The organism is Lawsonibacter sp. LCP25S3_E2 (genome assembly GCF_052117285.1).
GTDB lineage: Bacteria > Bacillota > Clostridia > Oscillospirales > Oscillospiraceae > Lawsonibacter.
Map to the genome: position 1 here is coordinate 331,120 of NZ_JBQKJL010000001.1, position 21,504 is coordinate 352,623.

At 60.8% G+C, this 21,504-nt stretch carries 25 protein-coding genes and 1 other annotated feature; of the genes, 6 read left to right on the top strand and 19 right to left on the bottom strand.

All coding sequences use genetic code 11. From position 1 onward, the window contains the following. Positions 1-11: 11 nt before the first annotated feature. The 18 genes from rplV to glf form a co-directional block, all read right to left on the bottom strand. Complete coding sequence (gene rplV / locus ACTQ3R_RS01740; protein WP_441777417.1) at positions 12-344, bottom strand: 50S ribosomal protein L22; 333 nt, start codon at positions 342-344, stop codon at positions 12-14. Between the two features lie 14 nt (positions 345-358). Continuing rightward, a complete protein-coding gene (gene rpsS, locus ACTQ3R_RS01745; protein ID WP_118641848.1) occupies positions 359-631 on the bottom strand; it encodes a 30S ribosomal protein S19 in 273 nt (90 codons plus the stop codon). A gap of 12 nt (positions 632-643) precedes the next feature. Then, positions 644-1,477 (bottom strand): 50S ribosomal protein L2, encoded by an 834-nt coding sequence (rplB, locus tag ACTQ3R_RS01750; RefSeq protein ID WP_441777416.1) that lies wholly within the window; start codon positions 1,475-1,477, stop codon positions 644-646. Positions 1,478-1,491: 14 nt separating this feature from the next. Next, positions 1,492-1,791 carry a 50S ribosomal protein L23 gene (rplW, locus tag ACTQ3R_RS01755; protein ID WP_441777415.1) on the bottom strand — a complete coding sequence of 100 codons (300 nt, stop codon included), beginning with the start codon at positions 1,789-1,791 and terminating at the stop codon, positions 1,492-1,494. After that, complete coding sequence (gene rplD, locus ACTQ3R_RS01760) at positions 1,791-2,411, bottom strand: 50S ribosomal protein L4 (protein WP_441777414.1); 621 nt, start codon at positions 2,409-2,411, stop codon at positions 1,791-1,793. Before rplD ends, rplW begins: the two co-directional genes overlap by 1 nt. Positions 2,412-2,430: 19 nt before the next feature. Next, entirely contained in the window at positions 2,431-3,159 is a 729-nt protein-coding gene (gene rplC / locus ACTQ3R_RS01765) for a 50S ribosomal protein L3 (protein ID WP_441777413.1), read from the bottom strand. A gap of 148 nt (positions 3,160-3,307) precedes the next feature. Then, entirely contained in the window at positions 3,308-3,619 is a 312-nt protein-coding gene (rpsJ, locus tag ACTQ3R_RS01770) for a 30S ribosomal protein S10 (protein ID WP_441777412.1), read from the bottom strand. Positions 3,620-4,038: 419 nt separating this feature from the next. Further along, on the bottom strand, positions 4,039-4,764 hold the full coding sequence (locus ACTQ3R_RS01775; RefSeq protein ID WP_441777411.1) for a hypothetical protein: 726 nt from the start codon (positions 4,762-4,764) through the stop codon (positions 4,039-4,041). Next, positions 4,761-5,558 (bottom strand): permease prefix domain 1-containing protein, encoded by a 798-nt coding sequence (locus tag ACTQ3R_RS01780; RefSeq protein WP_441777410.1) that lies wholly within the window; start codon positions 5,556-5,558, stop codon positions 4,761-4,763. The genes ACTQ3R_RS01775 and ACTQ3R_RS01780 overlap by 4 nt, the downstream gene beginning before the upstream one ends. 19 nt (positions 5,559-5,577) lie before the next feature. Next, the gene (locus ACTQ3R_RS01785; protein ID WP_441777409.1) at positions 5,578-6,258 is read right to left on the bottom strand and encodes a hypothetical protein; all 681 of its coding nucleotides are present in this window, start codon (positions 6,256-6,258) and stop codon (positions 5,578-5,580) included. Continuing rightward, the gene (locus ACTQ3R_RS01790) at positions 6,255-7,097 is read right to left on the bottom strand and encodes a permease prefix domain 1-containing protein (RefSeq protein WP_441777408.1); all 843 of its coding nucleotides are present in this window, start codon (positions 7,095-7,097) and stop codon (positions 6,255-6,257) included. Before ACTQ3R_RS01790 ends, ACTQ3R_RS01785 begins: the two co-directional genes overlap by 4 nt. 18 nt (positions 7,098-7,115) lie before the next feature. Next, positions 7,116-7,880: a hypothetical protein gene (locus tag ACTQ3R_RS01795; protein ID WP_441777407.1), complete on the bottom strand. Its 765-nt coding sequence runs from the start codon at positions 7,878-7,880 to the stop codon at positions 7,116-7,118. Next, complete coding sequence (locus ACTQ3R_RS01800; RefSeq protein WP_441777406.1) at positions 7,877-8,746, bottom strand: permease prefix domain 1-containing protein; 870 nt, start codon at positions 8,744-8,746, stop codon at positions 7,877-7,879. The genes ACTQ3R_RS01795 and ACTQ3R_RS01800 overlap by 4 nt, the downstream gene beginning before the upstream one ends. A 15-nt stretch (positions 8,747-8,761) precedes the next feature. Then, a complete protein-coding gene (locus ACTQ3R_RS01805) occupies positions 8,762-9,532 on the bottom strand; it encodes a hypothetical protein (protein ID WP_441777405.1) in 771 nt (256 codons plus the stop codon). Next, on the bottom strand, positions 9,529-10,479 hold the full coding sequence (locus ACTQ3R_RS01810; RefSeq protein ID WP_441777404.1) for a permease prefix domain 1-containing protein: 951 nt from the start codon (positions 10,477-10,479) through the stop codon (positions 9,529-9,531). The genes ACTQ3R_RS01805 and ACTQ3R_RS01810 overlap by 4 nt, the downstream gene beginning before the upstream one ends. 70 nt (positions 10,480-10,549) lie before the next feature. Continuing rightward, the gene (locus ACTQ3R_RS01815) at positions 10,550-10,900 is read right to left on the bottom strand and encodes a PadR family transcriptional regulator (protein ID WP_441777403.1); all 351 of its coding nucleotides are present in this window, start codon (positions 10,898-10,900) and stop codon (positions 10,550-10,552) included. A gap of 124 nt (positions 10,901-11,024) precedes the next feature. Further along, entirely contained in the window at positions 11,025-12,053 is a 1,029-nt protein-coding gene (locus ACTQ3R_RS01820; protein ID WP_441777402.1) for a glycosyltransferase family 2 protein, read from the bottom strand. 13 nt (positions 12,054-12,066) lie between these two features. Continuing rightward, positions 12,067-13,233: a UDP-galactopyranose mutase gene (gene glf / locus ACTQ3R_RS01825; protein WP_441777401.1), complete on the bottom strand. Its 1,167-nt coding sequence runs from the start codon at positions 13,231-13,233 to the stop codon at positions 12,067-12,069. Positions 13,234-13,406: 173 nt separating this feature from the next. After that, positions 13,407-13,627 (top strand) — a binding site (T-box leader). Positions 13,628-13,670: 43 nt separating this feature from the next. Here glf and ACTQ3R_RS01830 point away from each other — a divergent pair. From ACTQ3R_RS01830 to ACTQ3R_RS01840, 3 genes are all read left to right on the top strand, one after another. Beyond that, positions 13,671-13,919, top strand: coding sequence for a PF20097 family protein (locus ACTQ3R_RS01830; RefSeq protein ID WP_441777400.1), 249 nt, complete (start codon positions 13,671-13,673; stop codon positions 13,917-13,919). A 47-nt stretch (positions 13,920-13,966) separates the two neighbouring features. Continuing rightward, positions 13,967-16,735 (top strand): isoleucine--tRNA ligase, encoded by a 2,769-nt coding sequence (gene ileS / locus ACTQ3R_RS01835; RefSeq protein WP_441777399.1) that lies wholly within the window; start codon positions 13,967-13,969, stop codon positions 16,733-16,735. A gap of 136 nt (positions 16,736-16,871) precedes the next feature. Then, positions 16,872-17,453, top strand: a complete 582-nt coding sequence (locus ACTQ3R_RS01840) for an AAA family ATPase (RefSeq protein WP_441777398.1) — start codon at positions 16,872-16,874, stop codon at positions 17,451-17,453. Between the two features lie 43 nt (positions 17,454-17,496). Here the strand turns inward: ACTQ3R_RS01840 and ACTQ3R_RS01845 are convergent, their stop codons facing one another. Then, positions 17,497-17,655, bottom strand: a complete 159-nt coding sequence (locus ACTQ3R_RS01845) for a hypothetical protein (RefSeq protein ID WP_441777397.1) — start codon at positions 17,653-17,655, stop codon at positions 17,497-17,499. A 343-nt stretch (positions 17,656-17,998) separates the two neighbouring features. Here ACTQ3R_RS01845 and rpsO point away from each other — a divergent pair, with 343 nt between their 5' ends. From rpsO to ACTQ3R_RS01860, 3 genes are all read left to right on the top strand, one after another. Further along, positions 17,999-18,265, top strand: a complete 267-nt coding sequence (rpsO, locus tag ACTQ3R_RS01850) for a 30S ribosomal protein S15 (protein ID WP_087395918.1) — start codon at positions 17,999-18,001, stop codon at positions 18,263-18,265. Between the two features lie 180 nt (positions 18,266-18,445). Then, complete coding sequence (locus tag ACTQ3R_RS01855; protein ID WP_441777396.1) at positions 18,446-20,596, top strand: polyribonucleotide nucleotidyltransferase; 2,151 nt, start codon at positions 18,446-18,448, stop codon at positions 20,594-20,596. A gap of 127 nt (positions 20,597-20,723) precedes the next feature. Further along, positions 20,724-21,500, top strand: a complete 777-nt coding sequence (locus ACTQ3R_RS01860) for a TIGR00282 family metallophosphoesterase (protein WP_441777395.1) — start codon at positions 20,724-20,726, stop codon at positions 21,498-21,500. Positions 21,501-21,504 lie beyond the last annotated feature (4 nt).

Genomic DNA, 21,504 nt, shown 5'->3' on the forward strand with positions numbered 1-21,504 from the left:
TTCCTCCTCCCTTAGCGCTCGCTCACGGCGATGGTGACATGAGAAGTGCGCTTGTTGATCCGATAGGCACGGCCCTGGGCCCGGGGCATAATGCGCTTGATGATGGGGCCGGGGTTGGCGTAGCAGGCGGACACATACAGCTTCTCAGGGTCCATCTGGTGATTGTTCTCCGCGTTGGCCGCGGCGCTCTTCAGCAGCTTGAGCACAGGCTCAGAGGCAGCCTTGGGGGTCTGCATCAGGATGGCGTAGGCAGTGCCCACATCCTTGCCCCGGATCAGGTCCAGGACGATCTTCACCTTACGGGGAGAGATCCGCAGATATTTCAGATTCGCAACAGCTTCCATTGTCTCTCTCCTCCTTACTTACCGGTCTTGCTGCCCGCGTGACCCTTGAAGGTGCGGGTGGGCACGAACTCGCCCAGCTTGTGGCCGACCATGTCCTCGGTGACATAGACGGGCACGTGCTTGCGGCCATCGTGCACAGCAAAGGTGTGTCCAACGAAAGAGGGGAAGATGGTGGAGGCGCGGCTCCAGGTCTTCAGAACCTTCTTCTCGTTCTTGGCGTTCATCTCATCGACCCGCTTCAGCAGCTCGGGGGCGCAAAAGGGGCCTTTCTTAATGCTTCTGCTCATCTTTTTGCCTCCTTACTTCGCGTTGCGGCGCTTAACGATGAACTTATCGGTACGGTTCTTCGTCTTGCGGGTCTTGTAACCCAGGGCGGGCTTGCCCCAGGGAGTGACAGGGCCGGGACGGCCAACAGGGCTCTTGCCTTCGCCGCCGCCGTGGGGGTGGTCATTGGGGTTCATAACAGAACCACGCACGGTGGGACGCCAGCCCATGTGACGCTTACGGCCGGCCTTACCGATCTGGATGTTGGCCCAATCGGTGTTGCCAACCTGGCCGATGGTGGCCTTGCAGTTCTCGCGGATATAGCGGACCTCGCCGGAGGGCAGACGGACCTGAGCCATGCCGTTCTCCTTGGCCATCAGCTGAGCGGCCACGCCGGCGGCGCGGACCAGCTGAGCACCCTTGCCGGGGTAGAGCTCGATGTTGTGGATGAGCTCGCCCACGGGGATGTTGGCGATGGGCAGGCAGTTGCCGGGCAGGATGTCGGCGTTGGGGCCGGTCATGATGATGTGGCCAGCCTTCAGGCCGTTGGGGGCCAGGATATAGCGGCGCTCGCCGTCCTCATACTCGATCAGAGCGATGTTGGCAGAGCGGTTGGGGTCGTACTGCAGGTTCACTACAGTGGCCTTGCCCTCTTTGTCACGCTTGAAGTCGATGATGCGGTACTTCTGCTTGTTGCCGCCGCCGTGATGACGGACGGTGATGCGGCCATAGCTGTTGCGGCCGGCGTGCTTCTTCAGCACTTCGGTCAGGGCACGCTCGGGCTTGGCCTTCTTGTCGATCCCCTCGAAGGCGGACACAGTCATGTGACGGCGGGAGGGGGTTGTGGGCTTATAAGTCTTGATAGCCATTGTTCAATTCCTCCTTACACCATACCCTCGAAGAACTCGATGGACTTGGAGTCAGCGGTCAGGGTGACCATGGCCTTCTTCCAGCTGGCACGGCGGCCGGCGGGACGCATGCCCATCCGCTTCTCCTTACCCTGCATGTTCAGGGTGTTGACCTTGGCGACCTTCACACCAAAGATCTCCTCGATCGCCTTGGCGATCTCGATCTTGTTGGCGGTCTTGGCGACCTCGAAGGTGTAGCGCTTCATCTCAGTCTGCTCCATGGACTGCTCGGTGATGATGGGGCGCTTGATGATGTCATAAGCCTTGGTAGCCATTACGCGTACACCTCCTCGATGATAGCCAGGGCAGCCTTGTCGATGACCAGCTGCTTGGCGTTGACGATGTCATAGACGCTGAGGATATTGGCGGTGGTGGTGACCACACCGGGGATGTTGCGGGCGGACAGAACCACGTTCTGCTCCACCTCAGGGGTGATCATCACGGACTTGGTGACCCCGGCAGCATCCATGAAGGACTGCATGGCGCGGGTCTTGACCTCGGGCAGCTTCAGGCCGTCCACCACCAGGATGGCGCCCTCGGCAGCCTTGGCGGACAGGGCGGACTTCAGAGCCAGACGCTTCACCTTCTTATTCAGGGTGTAGCGATAGGTGCGGGGCTTGGGGGCAAACACGATGCCGCCGTGGGTCCACTGGGGAGCACGGGTAGAACCCTGACGGGCGTGGCCGGTGCCCTTCTGGCGCCAGGGCTTCTTGCCGCCGCCGGAAACTTCGGCGTGGGTCAGAGCGCTCTGAGTGCCCTGACGGCAGTTGGCCAGGTGATTCTTGACCACCTCGTGGACAACAGCCTCGTTGGGCTCAATGCCGAAAATGGCCTCGGAGAGCTCGATCTCGCCGATCTGCTTACCGGCCATATCATAAAGGTTCGCTTTAGGCATGACTCAATCTCTCCTTTCCTTACTTGTTGCGGGCGGAAGCCTTCTGCGGGTTGACACGGGCAGAAGCCTTCTGCGGGTTGACGCGGCCAGCCTCGGTGGCCTTCTTCTCCACGTGGACCTTGACGGTGTTCTTCACGAACACAACGCCGCCCTTGGGGCCGGGGATAGCGCCGCGCACGGCGATCAGGCCCAGCTCCTCGTCCACCTGCACGATGTCCAGGTTCAGGACAGTGACCTGCTCGTTGCCCATCTGACCGGCGCCGTCACGGCCCTTGAAGATGTGGCCGGGAGTGGTGCCGGCGCCCAGGGAGCCCTGGTGACGGTGGACAGGGCCGCCGCCGTGGGTGTTGCGCTTGACAGCAGCGCCGTGGCGCTTAACAACGCCCTGGAAGCCGTGGCCCTTGCTGATGCCGGTCACGTCGACAAACTCGCCGGCGGCAAACAGGTTGGCAGTGAGCTGATCGCCCACCTCAAACTTGGAGCAGTCCTCCAGAGGGAACTCTTTGAGGACCTTCACGAACTCAGTCAGGCCGGCCTTCTTCTGATGGCCGATCTCAGGCTTGGTGAGCTTGCGCTCGGGGACGTTCTCGAAACCCAGCTGAATGGCCTCATAGCCATCCTTCTCGGCGGTCTTCTTCTGCACCACGGTGCAGGGGCCAGCCTGGATCAGGGTGACAGGCACCACACGGCCGGCTTCATCGAAGATCTGGGTCATGCCGATCTTTTTGCCGATGATCGCTTTCTGCATTTGGATTTCCTCCTATTAAGGTTATTGGTCGGCGTAGTTGGTCATCCCATTGGGCTGGGGGCCATTGCTCCGACGACTTGACCCGTCCATCTCAAATAACGCGATGGACTGCGGTACTAACAAAGGAATGCTGCTGAAATCAGGCCTATTACAGCTTGATCTCGATCTCCACACCAGCGGGAAGCTCCAGGCTCATCAGGGCCTCCACGGTCTTGGGGGAGGGCTTGATGACGTCGATCAGGCGCTTGTGGGTGCGGCGCTCAAACTGCTCACGGCTGTCCTTGTACTTGTGGACGGCCCGCAGGATGGTGACGACTTCCTTCTTGGTGGGCAGGGGAATGGGGCCGGAAACAGCAGCGCCGGTGCGCTTGGCGGTCTCCACGATCTTCTCAGCGCTCTGGTCGATGAGCTGGTGATCATAGGCCTTCAGACGGATGCGGATCATTTCTTTCTGAGCCATTTGGGTGTTCCTCCTTAAATACATACGAAGTTGAGTTTTATGGGTCTCGCTCGTCCTTCGTACGGTGAGAGTTCTTTGTACACGCTTTCGTGCGTATCACTCCAGGCCACGAAAAAACCGGCACAATGCAGGCCGGTTTCCTTCCTGCCAGGCGATATACGCCGTGACACGAAGCTCTCAGCCGCCCGATCGTCGGACATACTCCGCGGAAGTTACCTCGTTTCCGAGCAATCTCCCGCATCATCGCAGACTGCGCCCCTTGAGACGCTCGATTATCATACAACACTCTCCCGTGTGTGTCAAGGGTTTTTTCAAAAAAATTTCGTCGGATTTTTATTGAAGTTACCCCAGCGTTTTTGGGCACAATATCTGGACAAAACTGTGGTCTCCGCCCACAATTTGAGCGGAGACCAGGCAGCTTACCAAAAATCTCTTAAATTCAAATTTTCCGGGATTTCTCCCGTCAGCCGGGACAGCTCCTGTCCCTGAGCATCTGCCCAGATCACCGTATAGCGGTTCCCGGCAAAGTCATCGCCAATGGGCAAAAGCTGTCTCCACACCGCATCCAGGACACAGCACTGCTCCTCCCCGTGGTCGTGGGGCAGAAGGCGGAAGAAGTAATAGCCGTTTTCTTCCCGCTGGCACCGGGCGGTAAAGGTCTCGTCTTTCACGATTTCGCCAGGTACACCCCAGTCCGGTTCTACCGCTGCCACCTCCAGGGTAAGTTCTGCCTGTGCCGCCTCTTCCGGCCCCCCAAAGGCGGCCAGCACCGTGGCGTCATCCTTATCCTGAGCAGGAATCACCAGCAGCCCCGGTTCCTCCCGATCCACAATCCGGGTAATGATCGGTTCATCCCGCTCCAGGGGCCTGCTGGTACCGCTTAACTTACGCACCTGTCCGGCCGCTACCCAGCCCTCTCCCTGGAAGAGGTAACCCTGGGTGTCTCCCTGCCGGGTCCGGTAAAGGAGCTCAGAAGGGGTGAGGAGGTATTTGCCCTGCATCTTGGCCAGCGCCCCGTCCTGGGTCAGGGCGGGCCACCCCAGGGCCGCCGGGAGCAGCAGGGCCGTCAGCAGCACAAAGGTGATGTTCCGGACGGTCTTTCCGTTCCGGCTCAGTTTAGGGAGGCGCCCCCACAGCTTCTTCATGCCGCCACCTCCTTTAACTCCACTCTCAGATCCAGACCGGTCCCTGGCAGATAGCGGAGCGTAATGTACTCCAGGTCTCGGGGCACATTCTCTACCATCATATTGATGGAGAGCCCGCTAATGCCGGTCCGCTGTCCCCGTGCGGTGTAGCCCTGCTCCTCTCCGTAGGGGGTTCCCCGGTCGTCCTCCACCCACAGGTAGGCCAGGGGCCCCTCTGACCATTCCCAGGGCAAATCATAGGAGAGGCGGAGCTCCAGATAGAGGACGTTTTTCCCCTGCTCCTCCCACATGGCCGCCCGCGGCACCGAGATGGTACACCGGCCCAGTCTGGTCTCTGCCTCCGGGGCGTAGACCGCCAGGCGCTTTCCCTCCCACTGGGGCTCCCCCTCTTCGTAGAGGGCCTGGGAAATCGCTTCTCCCTCCCGATTGTCCAGCCAGTCCTCCACCCGCCAGCGTACATCCTCCCACCAATTTCCGGTCAGCAGAAGGGTGGCCGCGATGGCACAGGCCGCCAGCACCGCCGCCCACCGGCTGAGCACCCACAAATACCCCAGCCAGGGCTTGTGGATGTTCGCCAGCTCCCGGCCCAGCTCCTCCGGGTCGCCCATGGACTCCAGCACCTGGCGCTCCGCCTCCCCCCGTGTCATATCCGGGAAGATGCGCCGCAAGTCCGCCTGTTTGTCCTCCAGATGGGCAAAGAGCTCCTCCCGCACCGCCATTCGGTCCGGTTTAAAACGGATGCCACGGGTGGCGGCGTCCAGCCATCCGTATTCACTTAAATATTTTCGCTCCATGGTGTCCTCCCCATGTTCTTCACCCTCTTACCGGCACTGTCCCCGTCTGCTCCAGCAGAAGCTTACCCGCCGCATCATAACACCGCAGGGTGTAGGGCAGCCCCTGCACCCAGTCATACGAATATGAACTGAGGCGGCTTTGGAAGGCGAAGAGGCAAAGGCCCCGCTCCAGCACTTCGCTCTCCTCCTGATAGATACCCTCCTCCGCCTCCACAATCATCTCACCCCGTGCCGTTCCCTCCGGCAGTTCCAGGGCCGCCACGGCCATACAGGACTCCCGCTCCGGCCAGTCCTCGCCACGGGTGTCGCTGATGGCAGAGAGCAGCGGCGCCAGCTTCACCTGTCCCGGCTGTTCTCCAAAGGGCCAGCAGACCAGCTGATTTCCGCTGGTGGAAAAGGGATGCTTCCAAAAAGCCACGGCATAGTCCTCTCCCAGGCCCAGGATCTGTTCCTGTGTGACCTTTGGGACCGGATCGTACGGTTCGTGGGAGTGGGCCACGGTGATCTGGCCCGTACGCAGCACAATCTCAGAGGGGGGCAGCAGATTTTTCCGCTCCATGCGGCGAAACTCCAGTTCCAGGGTAGGCAGGGGACAGCCGTACTGGGCCCAGATGACCAGGGCCAACGCGGCAGCCAGCACCAGGTTGCGCACGATCTTTCCGCCACGCCCCAGCTTGGGAAGAAAGCGCCTCTTCTTCATTGGTCCCCCTCCTTTAATTCCACGGCAAAGGAAAACAGCGGCTGTGTGGGGCCGTAATCCAGATAAATCCACCCAGCTTCCGGGTCCAAATTTCGAATGTATACCTCATACCCGCTGTGGAAGGGACCAAAGCCCCACATGCCCAGGCCATTCATCAGACTCCCGTCCTTGGGGTGTTCTCCGGACTCCACTCCCAGGACATAACAGTTGCCCCGGTCGTCGGTGACCTTCATCCATTCCTCCCGCAGCACGCCCCGCTCCCAAAAGCGCCAGGTGTTGACGCGCAGATAGAGGTACAGCTCCAGTCCGTCCTCCCCCTGCCACAGGGCCGCCCGGCGAAGGGAGACGTCCTGTCCCGCAACGCGTTGCGTCTGTCCGATCTCCAGGGCCAGCAGCTGGTTGGGGTCGTCCCCAGGCAGATAGCGCAGGTCGTCATCGTCTCCCATCGTTGCGGTTCGGGGCAGGTCATCCGCATCCCACAGCTCGGAACAGGGGTGGTCGCCCAAATAGGCGTCATCCCCCCGGAAAAATCCGAAGGACACCAGCCACAGGCAGGCCAGCACCGCCAAAACCTGGCTCAGGCGCCATAAATATCCCAGCCAGGGCCTGTGGATTTTGGCCAGCTGTTTCCGCACCTCCCAGGCATCCCCCATGGACTCCACCGCCCGGCGCTGGGCCTCCTCGGGGGACAGGTCGGGGAAAATCCGCTGAAGATCGGTCTGTTTATCCTCCAGATGGGCCGCAAGCTCAGCTCGCACCGCCGCCCGGTCGGGCTTAAAGCGAATCCCCTGGGTAGCGATGTAAAGCCACTGAAACCCATTCATCTGATCCCGCTGCATGGTCTCCTCCTGTCATTTTCATAGGGGCCTGGGAATGGCTCCCTCCCGCTGCTTCAGCAATGTATCCTTCTCATCATAAAGGCGCAGGGTGTAGGAGCCCTCCAGCCACGGGGAAGGGGACTGGCCGTCCTCCCGCCAGGCTCCAACCAGCCACACTCCGCCGCCCAGGCCCCAGCTGTCCGCCTGGTAGGGCAGTATCTGCGTTCCCGTTTCCTGCCGCAGCTCCAGGCTCAGCTCCACACGCCGGGTCTCCCCCGGTACATCCAGCAGAAGAAACGGCACAAAATTGTGATAGGTATAGTGGGCGCCCACACTGTAATCCACTTCCACCCAATAGGCCCGTGGAATCTCCCACTCGGACTGGGAAAGCGGGAGCAGCAGAGGCCCGCCGTCTCTGGCATAACCCCGCAGCTGACCATCACCGGCCAGCAGCAGGCCCCGCTCCACCGAAGCGATCACCACGCTCTCTTCTGTAAGCCCTGCAAACCAGCAGTCCTCCAGATAGAGCTTTGTGCCGTCCAGTGCCTCCACCATCCGGTCCCGTTTGGATGCGGCATCGGTACCCTGTCCATACTCCGGCGTAGAAAAAACCAGCTCACTGGGGGAGAGCAGGTGCTGCCGCTCCAGACGGCGGAAGGTCATCTCCGCCGTGGGCAGGGGATAACCCCAGAAGCTCCAGAGCAGATATCCGCCCACCGCCCCCAGCGCCAGATTCCGCACCAGCTTCCAGCCCCGGCTGAGCTTGGGCCGCCGGGCCCAGGTGTTTTTCCACCAGGTTCTCATGGCTCTCCCTCCAGTACCACAGGGATGGACAGGTCCGCTCCCCCATAGGTATAGCGCAGCTTCACCTGCCCGGTCTCTCGGCTCAGCACCGGGAGTACCACTTCATAAACGCAGCTGAAAGGGGTACGGGCAAGGACGCCGCAATGGAGAAGCTGCGCCTCCCCCCACCGGGGCATATCGTCTGCGTTATGATAGTAGTCCTCGTAGCTTACGTAGCCGTTCCCCCGGTCGTCCTCCGCCCACAGTTCCCCACTGAAATTGGCGGCCAGGGGCTGGTCGGGCCGGCTCCATTTCACCCGCAGGGTGAGCAGCACCGCCTGCTCATAGGGAACAAAGCGGTTTTCGGGCATCTCCGCCAGCGGCTCCCACACCGTCCCCTCCTCCACCGTGAAGGTGTATCCTCTATATTCCACCGTCCCTTGGACAGGCAGGGGGCGGGACTGGATTTTGCTTCCAAACACGATCCGCTCCAGTTCCTCTTGCCGGTCCTCCGGCTGCTCTCCCAGCCAGGACGGGTTGGTATGGACCCAAATGTCCGGCGGATTGGACCCGCTCATGGCTCCCCACAGCGCAGCCAATACCACCAGCGTGCAGAGCACCTGGCTCATCCGCCACAAATACCCCAGCCAGGGCCTGTGGATTTTGGCCAGCTCCCGGCCCAGCTCCTCCGGGTCCCCCATGGCCTCCAGGGCCCGGACTTCCGCCTCCTGGGGCGGAATATCCGGAAAAATCCGCTGGAGGTCCGCCTGTTTATCCTCCAAATGGGCCGCAAGCTCAGCTCGCACCGCCGCCCGGTCCGGCCGAAAGCGGATGCCGGCCACGGCTTTGTCCAGCCACTGGGCTTGCCCATATTTGTCATCTGCCATGGTCTTCTCCTATTCTCACATGCCGCAAAAAAGTGTTTCCTCCGGTGAAAGGCGGGCCTCACCTATGCACACTCCCTGTTCATCATAAAACGTGGCCTGGGCTAAAAAGTCCGGGTTGTGTTCCGATCCTGTCTGGGTGTACAAGTAATCCCAGGCCAGCTCTGCCAGCGCCATCTGCTCCCCCACCCGTCTGCCGGGTGCTTCCTGCCAGGGGGTCTGGTCGTGGGCGTCCACCCGGAACAAAAACTCCCCGGACAAAAGCCGTTCTCCCTCCACAGAGTAGCTCCAGCGTTCCTGCCAGTATTCCCCCTCCCGGTTCTTGGGCAGCTCCAGGACGATTTCCTCCCGGTCCGGTCCGATCTTCACCATCCAGGCGGACAGCTCCAGCTCCAAACGGGCGGTGACCGCATCTTCCGGTGCCCTCATGGACAGCAGCCAAGTGGTGGGAACATTGACCTTCCGGCTACTCCCGGCCACCATTAGCCCCGTCCCCTCCTCCGGCAAGCTCCAAAAGGAAAGGCTGCCCCCCTCCAGGTCACCCAGAACCGCCTCTTGTTCGCCAAAACCCACTACATAGGTTTCTCCGTCCTGCTCCACCTGGGCCACAATTTGGGAAGGCTCCCGCAGATAGCGCAGCTCCAGGCGGTGGAAGTCCAAGGAAGGGGGGAGAGGGGCGCCCAGCGCCGCCCACACCAGCACCAGCAGCAGCAGAGAAATGGCCAGATTCCGCAGAATCTTGCCCCCTCTCCCCAGGCGCGGGAGGGACCAGCCCCGTTTTCCGCTCATATCCTCTCCTCCTTCAAGGGGACAGTCAAGGTCCAGTCCACCCCGCCCCAGCTGTACTCCAACCGGAACCACTCCGCCTGCGGGGGAACCTCCCACACGGACAGGCGGTACCGCTGGTTCAGTCCTTTCCCAGCCAGCTCCATGGCCAGGATATAAGCTGTCTCGGTACCGTGTCCCCCTCTGGTGTTTTGATAGGTGTTGCCCAGACTGTCAAAGCCGGAAATGTGATAGGCCGCTTCTGGGTGGAGGGGCAGGCCGGGCAGCCCCGTTACCGTCAGCTCACATTCCAGAACGTACCGGGGCGACTGCGTTCCAGGCTCCTGGATGCCCTCCCCCGCAAGCCTCCACAGGGCTCCCCGGCTCACTGCCAGGGCATAGAGCCCTGCCCGAATGGTCTCCGTCTCCTCCGCCCAGCGCACCGGAGTGCGGGTGATCCCGGTTTCCACCTCATTCTCTCCCTCTTGTTGGGGGAAGGGAGCCTCCGGGTCCCCGGCCAGGTAGTACTCATAGACCTGCTCCCCATAGGGCGCCTTGCCCTGGTTGACCTCCTCCAGCGTCCGCCGGTTTTCCAGCTCAGACAGCCCTCTTCCGCCCCAGAGCACAAGCGCCAGAGCCAGAGCCACCCCTAAGGCCCACTGGCTGGCCATCCACAGGTATCCCAGCCAGGGCCTGTGGATGTTGGCCAGCTCCCGGCCCAGCACCTCCGGGTCCCCCATGGCCTCCAGGGCCCGGACTTCCGCCTCCTGGGGCGGAATGTCTGGGAAAATCCGCTGGAGATCTGCCTGTTTATCCTCCAAATGGGCCGCAAGCTCAGCTCGTACCGCCGCCCGGTCCGGCCGAAAGCGGATGCCGGCCACGGCTTTGTCCAGCCACTGGACTTGCCCGCGTTCTCCGGTTTCCACGGTCCCGTCCTTTTGCCGGCCCCGCCTCGTTTCATCCTGATTCATATTCTCCTCCCTCGGATTCCCTAGAGGGGCGAAACGCAGTTTTGCATCAATTCTTTTGCTCCTTTTCTTTTTAAGAAAAGGAGAGGGCGTTGGCCCCGCCGGAGAGCACATCCTCTACGCCGCGGTGAAACTTCTCCCATTCGCTTTTCTTCTCTGTCAGCAGCTCCCGGCCCTTCCGGGTCAGCTTATAGTACTTGCGCATACGCCCTGTGGGAGCCTGCTGTTCGTAGGAGGAGAGATACTTTCCCTTCTCCAGGGTGTGCAGGATCGGGTAGAGGGTCCCCTCCTGCATCTGAAACACCTGGTTGGAGCGGCGGGAGAGCTCCTCAATCATCTGATAGCCATACATGTCCCCCGACTCCAGCAGCGTCAGCACCAGCATGGTGCTGCTGCCCGCCATCAAGCCCTTGTCCAGTTTCATATCCGTCATCCTTTCCCGGGAAATTCCCGTGGCAGCATACCTTGTTCTTCCAGGTATATTATACCTAGAGTTTCAAGGTATTGTCAAGAAAAAAAGAGAGCGGCAGCCGCCGCTCTCCCGAAGGTCAGTTGAACTTATAAATTTTCCGGGCCATCCGGTACAGGGCCACGGAAAGCCGCCGTCCCTGATAGGTAGGAATGTTGGTAAAGGCAGGCACGGCCAGGTAGCGCATGCGCCGGTACAGCCGGGAATCCTGCTGGCGGATGTGCTCCCAGAGCTGCTTTTTCTTCCCCAGGGCCTCGGGGCTTCCGTCAATGGTCAGGAAGATGGAGGAGATGGCCACCATCATAGCCAGGTAGTTGAACATATACTTGCCCAGCTTCCGGTGCTTGGCGGTGACCTCGTGGAGGTCGTGGGCGTCGATCATGTAGTAGTTGACCCGCAGCTGCTGGTCCACACGGGTAACCATCACGCTCTCGTTGACGCTCTGGTCGGAGCGGCCAATGAAGTAGCGGTACAGGTCCACATCCATGTAATACATATTCTTCACATAGGGGAGAGGCTGGTAGACAAAGATGTTGTCCACATAGAAGGTATGCTTGGGCAGCTCCAGCTTGCAGTCCCGCAGCAGCTGGGTGCGGTAAATGACCGAGTGCATAAGCAGGTACTGGGAGGGGCGGAAGCGTCCGATCTTGTCCCAGCCGAAGACCCGGCCGGTGGGGAAGACGTTGGTGTAGCGGATGACCCGCTGGGTGTTGTCCTCCACATGCTCATAGACATAGTTGGCAATGAGCATGTCCACCAGCTTCTCGTCCCGGACAAACTGGCGCAGCTTATTGAGCACCTGGTGCAGGGCGTCCACATCCACCCAGTCGTCGGAGTCCACCACCTTATAATAGATGCCCCTGGCGTTGCGGATGCCCTGGTTCACGCCCTCCCCGTGGCCGCCGTTGGGCTGGTGGATGGCCCGGACAATGTCGGGGTACTGCTCCTGATACCGGTCGCAGATGGCGGGGGTATCGTCCTTGGTGGAGCCGTCGTCCACCAGAATAATCTCAATGTCGTCTCCCCCCTGGAGCAGGGTGTCCACACAGTGCTCCATGTAGGCGGCGGAGTTATAGCAGGGGACCGCAAAGGTAATGAGCTTATCCATATGTTTCTCTCTCCTAATTCATGCTGTCCGCCAGCTCCAGCGCTTTGGCCGCGATGGCGTCCATATTATAATATTTGTACTCTGCCAGCCGGCCCAGTAAGTACAGGTTGCCGAATTTGGCCGCCTCCTGCCGGTACTGGCCGTACCGGGCGTTGTTTTCCGGGTTGATGATGGCATAGTAGGGCGTCTCTCCAGCCGCCCCGGTATAGGCCTTGGAGTACTCCCGGACGATGGTGGTCACGCCGGGAATGGTCTGGCCGGTGAGGTGTTTAAACTCGGTGATGCGGGTGTAGGGCTCGTCCACGGTGTAGTTGACCGTGCCATACCCCTGGAAATCGTCCTGGGGAAGGGTCTCAAAGTCGAAATCCAATGTACGGTAGGGGAGGGGACCAAAGGAGAAGCCAAACAGCTCGTCCGCCTGGCCAGTGTAGATGACTGCCCCCGTGAAGACCGCTCCGTCCACCAAAATCCGCTCCCCGTCCAGCTTCAGCCGCTTGAGAGCGTCGGTGCCCAGCTCCACGGTGATGTTGGGGTGGTCCAGCATGCGCTCAAACATGGGGGTGTAGCCCTCCAGCGGCATGCCCTGGTAGGCGTCCTGGAAATACCGGTCGTCCCGCGAGAGAAACACAGGCACACGGGCGGTGGTGTTGGGGTCGATCTCCTCGGGCTTCTGCCCCCACTGCTTCATGGTGTAGTGGACAAAGACGTGCTCATAGACATAGTCCGCCAGGTGGGAAATTTCCGGATCCGGATTCTGCCGCAGCTCCAGAATGGTCACCTTTTTCTCCGCCCCGTAGGCGGCAAGGAGCTTGTCCCCCAGGCGCTTGCCCTCCTGGGGGCCGAAGGCGGTCTCCAGGGAGGTAAGGTTAAAGGGGACGGGGTAGGTCATGCGGCCGCCCTTGCCGTCGGGAATGTTGGCAATGACCCGGTGCTGGTAGTCCCGCCACTGGGTGAACCGGGACAGCCAGTCAAAGACCTTTTTGTCGTTGGTGTGAAAAATGTGGGGACCATACTGGTGAATGAGCACCCCGGCCTCATCCGGGCGGTCGTAGGCATTGCCGCCGATGTGACCGCGCCGCTCCAAGATCCGTACCTTCTTGCCCTGTTCCGCCAGCGCTCTGGCCGCCACGCTGCCGGCGTAGCCGGCGCCCACCACCAGAACATCAAACCCTTCGTTCACGCAACTACCATCCTTTCCAGCCCCGCGCTTGGGGCGTACATTCATTCTTCCGGTTCAGTATACCATATTTCAACCCGAAAACAAATTAAATTTCCTTAATATTTCCGCATTTCTCTCCCCTTCGGCCCTTGACATTCCCAGGAAAAACAGATAAGATATTGAGCACATATCAATGAAATGCGCAGAAAAGGACAAGTACCTGCCCCCAGCACGCACAGAGAGCCGCCGTTTGGTGCGAGGCGGACGGAAAGGGGCCGGGAAGATCACCTTGGAGCAGAGGGCTGAACCAGAAGTAGGCTCCTCCGGACGCCCCCGTTACCGGGCAGAGCTTGAGTGGCCGGACGTTTTCCGGCAAGAAGAGTGGTACCGCAGAGGTTATGCCTTTGTCTCTTTGTGGAGACAAGGGCTTTTTTGTTTTTTGGAAAGGAGCGTTCCCTATGAACTGCCCCCAATGCGGACAAGAAATGCAGTGCGGCAATCTCCACACCCGAAACTACCCCTTTTGGACCCAGCAGGAGCTGCATTTTTTCCGTTCCCCCACCGATACAGTGGAGGTAGCTCCCCTGGATGACGATACCACCAGCCTGTTTACCAGAGACCCCTTTCCCACCTTTCCCGGCGCCTGGCTCTGCCGGAGCTGCGGCCTGGTCGTCTTTTCCGGCAAGCTGCTGGAAAAGAGGAAATAACCGAAGAAAACTCATTCTTTTTCAAGATCAACAGGAGGCATACAAACATGGACTACAACAAGACCATCAATCTTCCCAAGACCGACTTCCCCATGCGGGCGGGTCTCCCCAACCGGGAGCCCGGCATGCTGGAGAACTGGAACAAGATGGATCTCTATCACGAGATGCTCAAGAAGAACGAGGGCAAGCCCCGCTTTGCCCTCCACGACGGCCCTCCCTTTAGTAACGGCAACCTGCACATGGGCCACGCTCTCAACAAGTCCCTGAAGGACTTCATCACCCGTATGTACGCCATGCGGGGCTACTACACCCCCTATATCCCCGGCTGGGACAACCACGGCATGCCCATCGAGTCTGCCATCATCAAGGAGCAGAAGCTCAACCGCAAGCAGATGTCCGTCCCCGAGTTCCGCACCGCCTGCCACAACTACGCCCAGAAGTATATCGACATCCAGATGGAGGGCTTTAAGCGCATCGGCGTGCTGGGGGACTGGGAGCACCCCTACAAGACCATGGACCCCGGCTTTGAGGCCGAGGAGGTGAAGGTCTTCGGGGAGATGTACAAGAAGGGCTACATCTACAAGGGCCTCAAGCCCGTGTACTGGTGCCCCAAGGACGAGACCGCCCTGGCCGAGGCGGAGATCGAGTATCAGGACGACCCCTGTACCACCGTGTACGTGAAGTTCCAGGTGAAGGACGACCTGGGCAAGCTCAGCCCCTACGGCGACATCTCCAAGATGTACTTCGTCATCTGGACCACCACCATCTGGACCCTGCCCGGCAACCTGGCCATCGCCGTCCACCCCCGTGAGAGCTATGTGCTGGTGAAGGCCAACAACGGCGAACAGTATATCATGGCTGAGGCCCTGTGCGCCAAGGTGATGAAGATCGGCGGCTTTGAGGGCTATGAGATCGTCAAGCAGTTTGTGGGCGCTGACTTTGAGTATATGCTGGCCCAGCACCCCTTCCTGGACAAGACCTCCCAGCTTTGTACCGCCGAGTACGTCACCATGGACTCCGGTACCGGCTGCGTCCACACCGCCCCCGGCTTCGGCGCCGACGACTATGAGACCTGCAAGCGCTATAAAATCGACATGGTGGTGCCCGTGGACGACCAGGGCCGCCACACCGACTACGCCGGCAAGTACGCCGGCATGAAGACCGATGAGTCTAACCCCGTCATCCTGGCCGACATGAAGGAGAGCGGCGCCCTCTTTGCCAGCGAGGAGATCGTCCACTCCTACCCCCACTGCTGGCGCTGCAAGAACCCCATCATCTTCCGGGCCACGCCCCAGTGGTTCTGCTCCGTGGACGCTTTCAAGGACGAGGCCTGCGCCGCCTGTGACGACGTGCGCTGGGTGCCCGCCTGGGGCATCGACCGGATGAAGTCCATGATCCGGGAGCGTGCCGACTGGTGTATCTCCCGTCAGCGCCGGTGGGGCCTGCCCATCCCCGTGTTCTACTGTGCCGACTGCGGCAAGCCCATCTGCACCGACGAGACCATCCAGGCCGTCTCCAAGCTCTTTGGCGAGAAGGGCTCCAACGCCTGGTACGAGATGGAGGCCTGCGACATCCTGCCCCACGGCTTCACCTGCCCCCACTGCGGCAAAAACAGCGGCTTTACCAAGGAGGAGGACACCCTGGACGGCTGGTTCGACTCCGGCTCCACCCACTTTGCCTCCATGAAGAAGGACCAGGGCTTCTGGCCCGCCACCATGTACCTGGAGGGCCTGGACCAGTACCGTGGCTGGTTCCAGTCCTCTCTGCTCACCGCCGTGGGCGCTCTGGGTCAGGGCGCGCCCTTTAAGGAGTGCGTCACCCACGGCTGGACCGTGGACGGCGAGGGCAAGGCCATGCACAAGTCCCTGGGCAACGGCGTGGACCCCGCCGACATTTTCAAGAAGTACGGCGCCGACCTGCTGCGTCTGTGGGCGGGCTCTGCCGACTACCACGTGGATGTGCGCTGTTCCGACAACATCTTCAAGCAGCTTTCCCAGAACTACCTGAAGTTCCGCAACACCGCCCGGTACTGCCTGGGCAACCTGGAGGGCTTTGACCCCAACCACCTGGTGGCCCCCGGCGAGATGCTGGAGCTGGACAAGTGGGCGGTGAGCAAGCTCAATGAGCTGGTGGAAAAGTGCTTTGCCGCCTATGACAACTACGAGTTCCATGTGGTCTCCCACGCCATCAACGACTTCTGCGTGGTGGAGCTGTCCAGCTTCTATCTGGACATCATCAAGGACCGGCTCTACTGCGAGGAGAAGGACGGTCTCAGCCGCCGCTCCGCCCAGACCGCCCTGTTCCTGATCCTGGACACCATCACCAAGCTCTTCGCCCCCATTCTGTGCTTCACCTGCGACGAGATCTGGCAGGCCATGCCCCACCGGGACGGAGACGACGGGCGCAACGTGGTCCTCAACGAGATGAATAAGCCCTTTGCCGACTATGCCCTCTCTCCCGAGGAGATGGCCAAGTGGGACAAGGTCATCACCGTGCGGGATGCCGTCAACGGCGCGCTGGAGTCCGCCCGGAACGAGAAGAAGATCGGCAAGAGCCTGGAGGCCGCGGTGACGCTCACTGTCCCCGCCGAGGACGCCTTCCTGGCTGAGATGGATGCGGACTACCTGGCCGACCTGCTCATTGTCTCTCAGGTGAACATCACCGTGGGCGAGGCCCTCTCCGTGGCTGTGGCCCAGGCCGAGGGCGAGAAGTGTGAGCGCTGCTGGAAGCACCACCCGAAGGTGGGCGCCAGCGCTGACCATCCCACCCTGTGCCCCCGGTGCGCCAAGGTAATGGCTGCCATCACGCTGGACTAAGTTTTCCCGATTCTCCCGGAATGTCCCCTCCGGACATTCCGGGGTTCCTATTTCCCCTGACCCGGCCCCAGTGGGCCGTGCCGTTGGTGTGCCGGTGTTCCCTTGGCCCACCACATCGCTACACAGGAGGGTTATTATGAAAACACGCATCATCACCATCAGCCGTGAGTTCGGCAGCGGCGGCAGAACCGTGGGCAAGCAGACCGCCAAGCTGCTGGGCATCCCCTGCTATGACCAGGAGGTCATTGAGAAGGTGGCCCAGGAGAGCGGCTTTGCCAAGGAATTCATCAAAGAGAGAGGGGAGTACACCCCCTATGGCGGCTGGTTTGCCCAGGCCCTGACCGGCCGCTCCGCACGGGGCACCTCCCCTCAGGACGACCTGTGGGTCATCCAGCGCAAGGTCATTCTGGAGCTGGCCGAAAAGCCCTGCGTCATTGTGGGCCGCTGCGCGGACTATATCCTCCGGGAGGAGGCCGACCTGCTGAAGGCCTTTATCTACGCGGACATGGAAAAGCGGGCCGACCGCATCGTCCGGCTCTACGGCGAGACAGAGGAGGCCCCCATCAAGCGTCTGAAGGACAAGGACAAACGCCGGGCCGCCTACTATAATTTCTACACCGACACCCAGTGGGGCAGTGTCCACAGCTACCACATCTCCCTGGACAGCGGCGTGCTGGGCATTGACAAGTGCTCAGAAATCCTTGCCAGCCTCTACTAAGCCTGATCAAAACCGCCCGGCGCAAGGCTGCGCCGGGCGGTTTTCAGCTCTCTTTTCCCTTTCCTTTGGAGGAGAGGTATTCCTCCATCACCCGCACGATCAGGGCGGATACACTGCTCTTTTCGCTGCGGGCCTGCTGTTCCAGGCGGCTTTTCAGGTCCTTGGTCACCCGGATGCCCAGCTGTGCGTCAATCTTTGCCACGGCGATCTCCTCCTTTTGCCCCTATTATAAAGCCAGCCTCCCCGTTTGTCTATTTTCTTTCCCCGGCCGCAGCGTTGCCCCTGCCGTTTTTCTCTCCCCCATATCTTGTATAAGCAGGCAAATCCGGAAATTTTTTTGAAAATTCACGACTTTTTTCTTTACAGCAAGGGAAAAGTATGATATATTATCCCAGCATAAAAATGCGCAATCACGCCCATCTCCTTCGTTTCGGGGTACGGCTCGGGCAAGAGTCCGGGGCTTCACCTGCCCGATACGCAGAAGATCCGAGGTCCTCCCCCAGGGAGCCTCCCAGGGCAAATTATGATGAAAGGTGGAATTTCCCATGATTCGCAAGGACGAGAAGACGGCCGTTATCGAGGCCAACCGCACCCACGAGACCGATACTGGCTCCCCCGAGGTCCAGATCGCCATCCTCACTGCTCGCATCAACGAGCTGACCGAGCACCTGAAGGTGCACATCCACGACAACCACAGCCGCCGCGGCCTGTACAAGATGATCGGTAAGCGCCGCAAGCTGCTGGACTACCTGATGGCCAAGGACATCGAGCGTTACCGCGCCATCATCGCCAAGCTGGGCATTCGTAAGTAAGATTGTGTTTCATAGGGCAGCGTTTTACCGCGCTGCCCTATGTTCACACATGGATTAAGCCAAATTCGGAGCCAAACCGTTTTTTTAGCAGTTGAATGCGCGCCTGACCTGGGTTCAGACCCGGATTCAAGTGCTAAAAGACTGTTGTGCTCCGAGCAATTTCAGAAAAGGAGTGTCAACATGTCTACTGTAATCAAGCACAAGCAGTTTCCCAACTTCAAGACTTGGACCATGGACCTGTGCGGCCGTCCCCTGACCATCGAGGTGGGCAAGGTGGCCGAGCTGGCCAGCGCCAGCGCCCTGGTCAAGTATGGCGACACCACCGTGATGGTGGCCGTCACCGTCTCCCCCCGTCCCCGTGACGGCATCGACTTCTTCCCTCTGAGCGTGGAGTTCGAGGAGAAGCTGTACGCCGTGGGCCGCATCCCCGGCTCCTTCATGCGCCGTGAGGGCCGCCCCTCTCTGCCCGCCGTGCTGGCCAGCCGCCTCATCGACCGGCCCATGCGCCCCCTGTTCCCCTACGACTTCCGCAACGACGTGTGCATCCAGTGCACCGTCATGAGCGTGGACTACGACTGCTCCCCCGAGGTGGCCGCCATGATCGGCGCCTCCGCCTGTGTGAGCTACTCTGAGATCCCCTTCGCCGGCCCCATCGGCTGCCTGGAGGTGGGCTACTGCGACGGCCAGATCGTCCTTAACCCCAACCAGGAGCAGCGCAAGACCTCCCGCATGGACGTGACCGTGGCCGCCACCCGTGAGAAGGTGGTCATGATCGAGGCCGGCGCCGACGAGATCCCCGACGAGATCATGTATGCCGGTATCGTCAAGGCCCACGAGGAGATCCGCAAGCAGATCGACTTCATCGACCAGATCGTCGCTGAGATCGGCAAGCCCAAGATGGAGTATGACCACGCCCAGTTCAACCAGGAGCTCTTTGACAAGATCGTGGACGAGTTCATGGACGAGGCCAAGGCCGCCATGGACACCGATGACAAGAATGTCCGGGAGACCCGCTGGAACGCCATGATCGACAAGTGGCATGAGAAGTATCTGGAAGAGTACCCCGATATGGACCAGTTCCTGGAGGAGTTCACCTACAAGTTCCAGAAGAAGATCGTCAAGGCCTGGCTGCTGGAGGGCCACCGTGTGGACGGCCGCGCCAAGAACGAGATCCGTCCCCTGGCCGCCGAGGTCGGCGTGCTGCCCCGCGTCCACGGCTCCGGCCTGTTCACCCGCGGCCAGACTCAGGTTCTGTCCGTGTGTACCCTGAACACCCTGGCCGCCTGCCAGAAGCTGGACACCATCTGGGAAGAGGACGAGAAGCGGTATATGCACCACTACAACTTCCCCCCCTACTCTGTGGGTGAGGCCCGCGCTCCCCGTTCCACCAACCGCCGTGAGTACGGCCACGGCGCTCTGGCCGAGCGCGCCCTGGTGCCCGTGCTCCCCTCCGTGGAGGAGTTCCCCTACGCCATCCGCGTCGTTTCTGAGGTTCTCTCCTCCAACGGCTCCACCTCCCAGGGCTCCATCTGCGGCTCCACCCTGGCTCTGATGGACGCCGGTGTGCCCATCAAGGCCCCCGTGGCCGGCATCTCCTGCGGCCTCATCCAGGACGACAACGGCGGCTTCACCACCTTCATCGACATCCAGGGCGTGGAGGACTTCCACGGCGAGATGGACTTCAAGGTGGCCGGCACCAAGGCCGGTATCACCGCCATCCAGATGGACCTGAAGAACGACGGTCTGACCCATGAGATCATCAAGGAGGCCCTGGACATCACCCGTGACGCCCGCTTCGCCATCCTGGACGAGATCATGCTCCCCTGCATCTCCGCTCCCCGCGCCGAGGTGAGCAAGTACGCCCCCAAGATGATCACCATGAAGATCGACCCCGACAAGATCCGCGAGGTCATCGGCAAGGGCGGCTCCGTCATCCAGAAGATCACCGCCGACTCCGGCGCCACCGTGGACATCGAGGACGACGGCACCATCCACATCGCCTCCCCCAATGCCGAGGCCTGCGATGCCGCCAAGAAGATGATCGAGACCATCGTCTTCGTGCCCCAGGTGGGCGAGCTGTACTACGGCAAGGTGGTACGCATCCTCCAGTTCGGCGCCTTTGTGGAGCTGGCCCCCGGCAAGGACGGCATGGTCCACATCTCCAAGTTGGCTGAGCACCGGGTGGAGAAGGTGGAGGACGTGGTCAACATCGGCGACATGATCTGGGTCAAGGTCACCGATATCGACGACAAGGGCCGCGTGAACCTCTCCTATAAGGACGCTCTGCGGGAGATCAAGGCCAAGAAAGAGGCCGGCGAGCCCATCAAGTAAATTCCACAATTCCTCAGGGGACGGCTTGGGCCGTCCCCTGTTTTTTGTTTGCGGTTTTGCCCGCCATCCGATATAATGGAAGCAATCATAGAATGGAACCAACATCGCCTCAAAGGAGGAGTTTTGTATGCTGCTGAAGCTATTGGCCGTAGGAGACGTGGTAGGGGAGGGGGGACAGGACATCCTGTCCCGCCGGCTCTCCTCCCTGCGGGAGGAACTGGGGGCCCACTTTACCGTAGTCAACGGGGAAAACGCCTCAGGGGTGGGCGTCACCCCCGCCCAGGCCCGGCGGATGCTGGAGGCCGGGGCGGATGTGATTACATTGGGGAATCATACCTGGAATCGAATCCAGATCGGAGACTATCTGGACAAAGAACCCCGCATACTTCGCCCCGCCAATTACGCCGGGCGGGTACCCGGACGGGGGATGGGGGTCTATTCCTGCCAGGGAATGCGCATCGCGGTCCTGAACCTAATGGGCCGCCTGGAGCTCAATTCCAACCTGGACAGCCCCTTCAAATCCGCCGACTGGCTCTTAAACCGGGGCAATTATGACCTGGCGGTGGTGGACTTCCACGCCGAGGCCACCAGCGAGAAGGGGGCCATGGCCTGGTATCTGGACGGCCGGGCGGCCGCCGTGTGGGGCACCCACACCCATGTGCCCACCGCTGACTGCCAGATCCTCCCAAAGGGCACCGGCTTTGTCACGGACCTTGGCATGACGGGCCCCCGGCGTTCGGTGCTGGGGATTAAGCCCGAACACTCCATCAACCTCTTTTTAGGCGGACTTCCCCGCCGGTATGAGGAGGCTGAGGGGAACTGCAAGCTGAACGCCTGCCTGTTTACTTTTGACACGGAGAAGAAAAAGTGCGTGGCGGTGAGCCGGGCGGACATTGAGGAGTAATGGT

Bases quoted from the DNA above. Each gene is read 5' to 3' on its own strand.
- rplV (WP_441777417.1), bottom strand. From the start codon at position 344: ATGGAAGCTGTTGCGAATCTGAAATATCTGCGGATCTCTCCCCGTAAG.
- rpsS (WP_118641848.1), bottom strand. From the start codon at position 631: ATGAGCAGAAGCATTAAGAAAGGCCCCTTTTGCGCCCCCGAGCTGCTG.
- rplB (WP_441777416.1), bottom strand. From the start codon at position 1,477: ATGGCTATCAAGACTTATAAGCCCACAACCCCCTCCCGCCGTCACATG.
- rplW (WP_441777415.1), bottom strand. From the start codon at position 1,791: ATGGCTACCAAGGCTTATGACATCATCAAGCGCCCCATCATCACCGAG.
- rplD (WP_441777414.1), bottom strand. From the start codon at position 2,411: ATGCCTAAAGCGAACCTTTATGATATGGCCGGTAAGCAGATCGGCGAG.
- rplC (WP_441777413.1), bottom strand. From the start codon at position 3,159: ATGCAGAAAGCGATCATCGGCAAAAAGATCGGCATGACCCAGATCTTC.
- rpsJ (WP_441777412.1), bottom strand. From the start codon at position 3,619: ATGGCTCAGAAAGAAATGATCCGCATCCGTCTGAAGGCCTATGATCAC.
- ACTQ3R_RS01775 (WP_441777411.1), bottom strand. From the start codon at position 4,764: ATGAAGAAGCTGTGGGGGCGCCTCCCTAAACTGAGCCGGAACGGAAAG.
- ACTQ3R_RS01780 (WP_441777410.1), bottom strand. From the start codon at position 5,558: ATGGAGCGAAAATATTTAAGTGAATACGGATGGCTGGACGCCGCCACC.
- ACTQ3R_RS01785 (WP_441777409.1), bottom strand. From the start codon at position 6,258: ATGAAGAAGAGGCGCTTTCTTCCCAAGCTGGGGCGTGGCGGAAAGATC.
- ACTQ3R_RS01790 (WP_441777408.1), bottom strand. From the start codon at position 7,097: ATGCAGCGGGATCAGATGAATGGGTTTCAGTGGCTTTACATCGCTACC.
- ACTQ3R_RS01795 (WP_441777407.1), bottom strand. From the start codon at position 7,880: ATGAGAACCTGGTGGAAAAACACCTGGGCCCGGCGGCCCAAGCTCAGC.
- ACTQ3R_RS01800 (WP_441777406.1), bottom strand. From the start codon at position 8,746: ATGGCAGATGACAAATATGGGCAAGCCCAGTGGCTGGACAAAGCCGTG.
- ACTQ3R_RS01805 (WP_441777405.1), bottom strand. From the start codon at position 9,532: ATGAGCGGAAAACGGGGCTGGTCCCTCCCGCGCCTGGGGAGAGGGGGC.
- ACTQ3R_RS01810 (WP_441777404.1), bottom strand. From the start codon at position 10,479: ATGAATCAGGATGAAACGAGGCGGGGCCGGCAAAAGGACGGGACCGTG.
- ACTQ3R_RS01815 (WP_441777403.1), bottom strand. From the start codon at position 10,900: ATGAAACTGGACAAGGGCTTGATGGCGGGCAGCAGCACCATGCTGGTG.
- ACTQ3R_RS01820 (WP_441777402.1), bottom strand. From the start codon at position 12,053: ATGGATAAGCTCATTACCTTTGCGGTCCCCTGCTATAACTCCGCCGCC.
- ACTQ3R_RS01830 (WP_441777400.1), top strand. From the start codon at position 13,671: ATGAACTGCCCCCAATGCGGACAAGAAATGCAGTGCGGCAATCTCCAC.
- ileS (WP_441777399.1), top strand. From the start codon at position 13,967: ATGGACTACAACAAGACCATCAATCTTCCCAAGACCGACTTCCCCATG.
- ACTQ3R_RS01840 (WP_441777398.1), top strand. From the start codon at position 16,872: ATGAAAACACGCATCATCACCATCAGCCGTGAGTTCGGCAGCGGCGGC.
- rpsO (WP_087395918.1), top strand. From the start codon at position 17,999: ATGATTCGCAAGGACGAGAAGACGGCCGTTATCGAGGCCAACCGCACC.
- ACTQ3R_RS01855 (WP_441777396.1), top strand. From the start codon at position 18,446: ATGTCTACTGTAATCAAGCACAAGCAGTTTCCCAACTTCAAGACTTGG.
- ACTQ3R_RS01860 (WP_441777395.1), top strand. From the start codon at position 20,724: ATGCTGCTGAAGCTATTGGCCGTAGGAGACGTGGTAGGGGAGGGGGGA.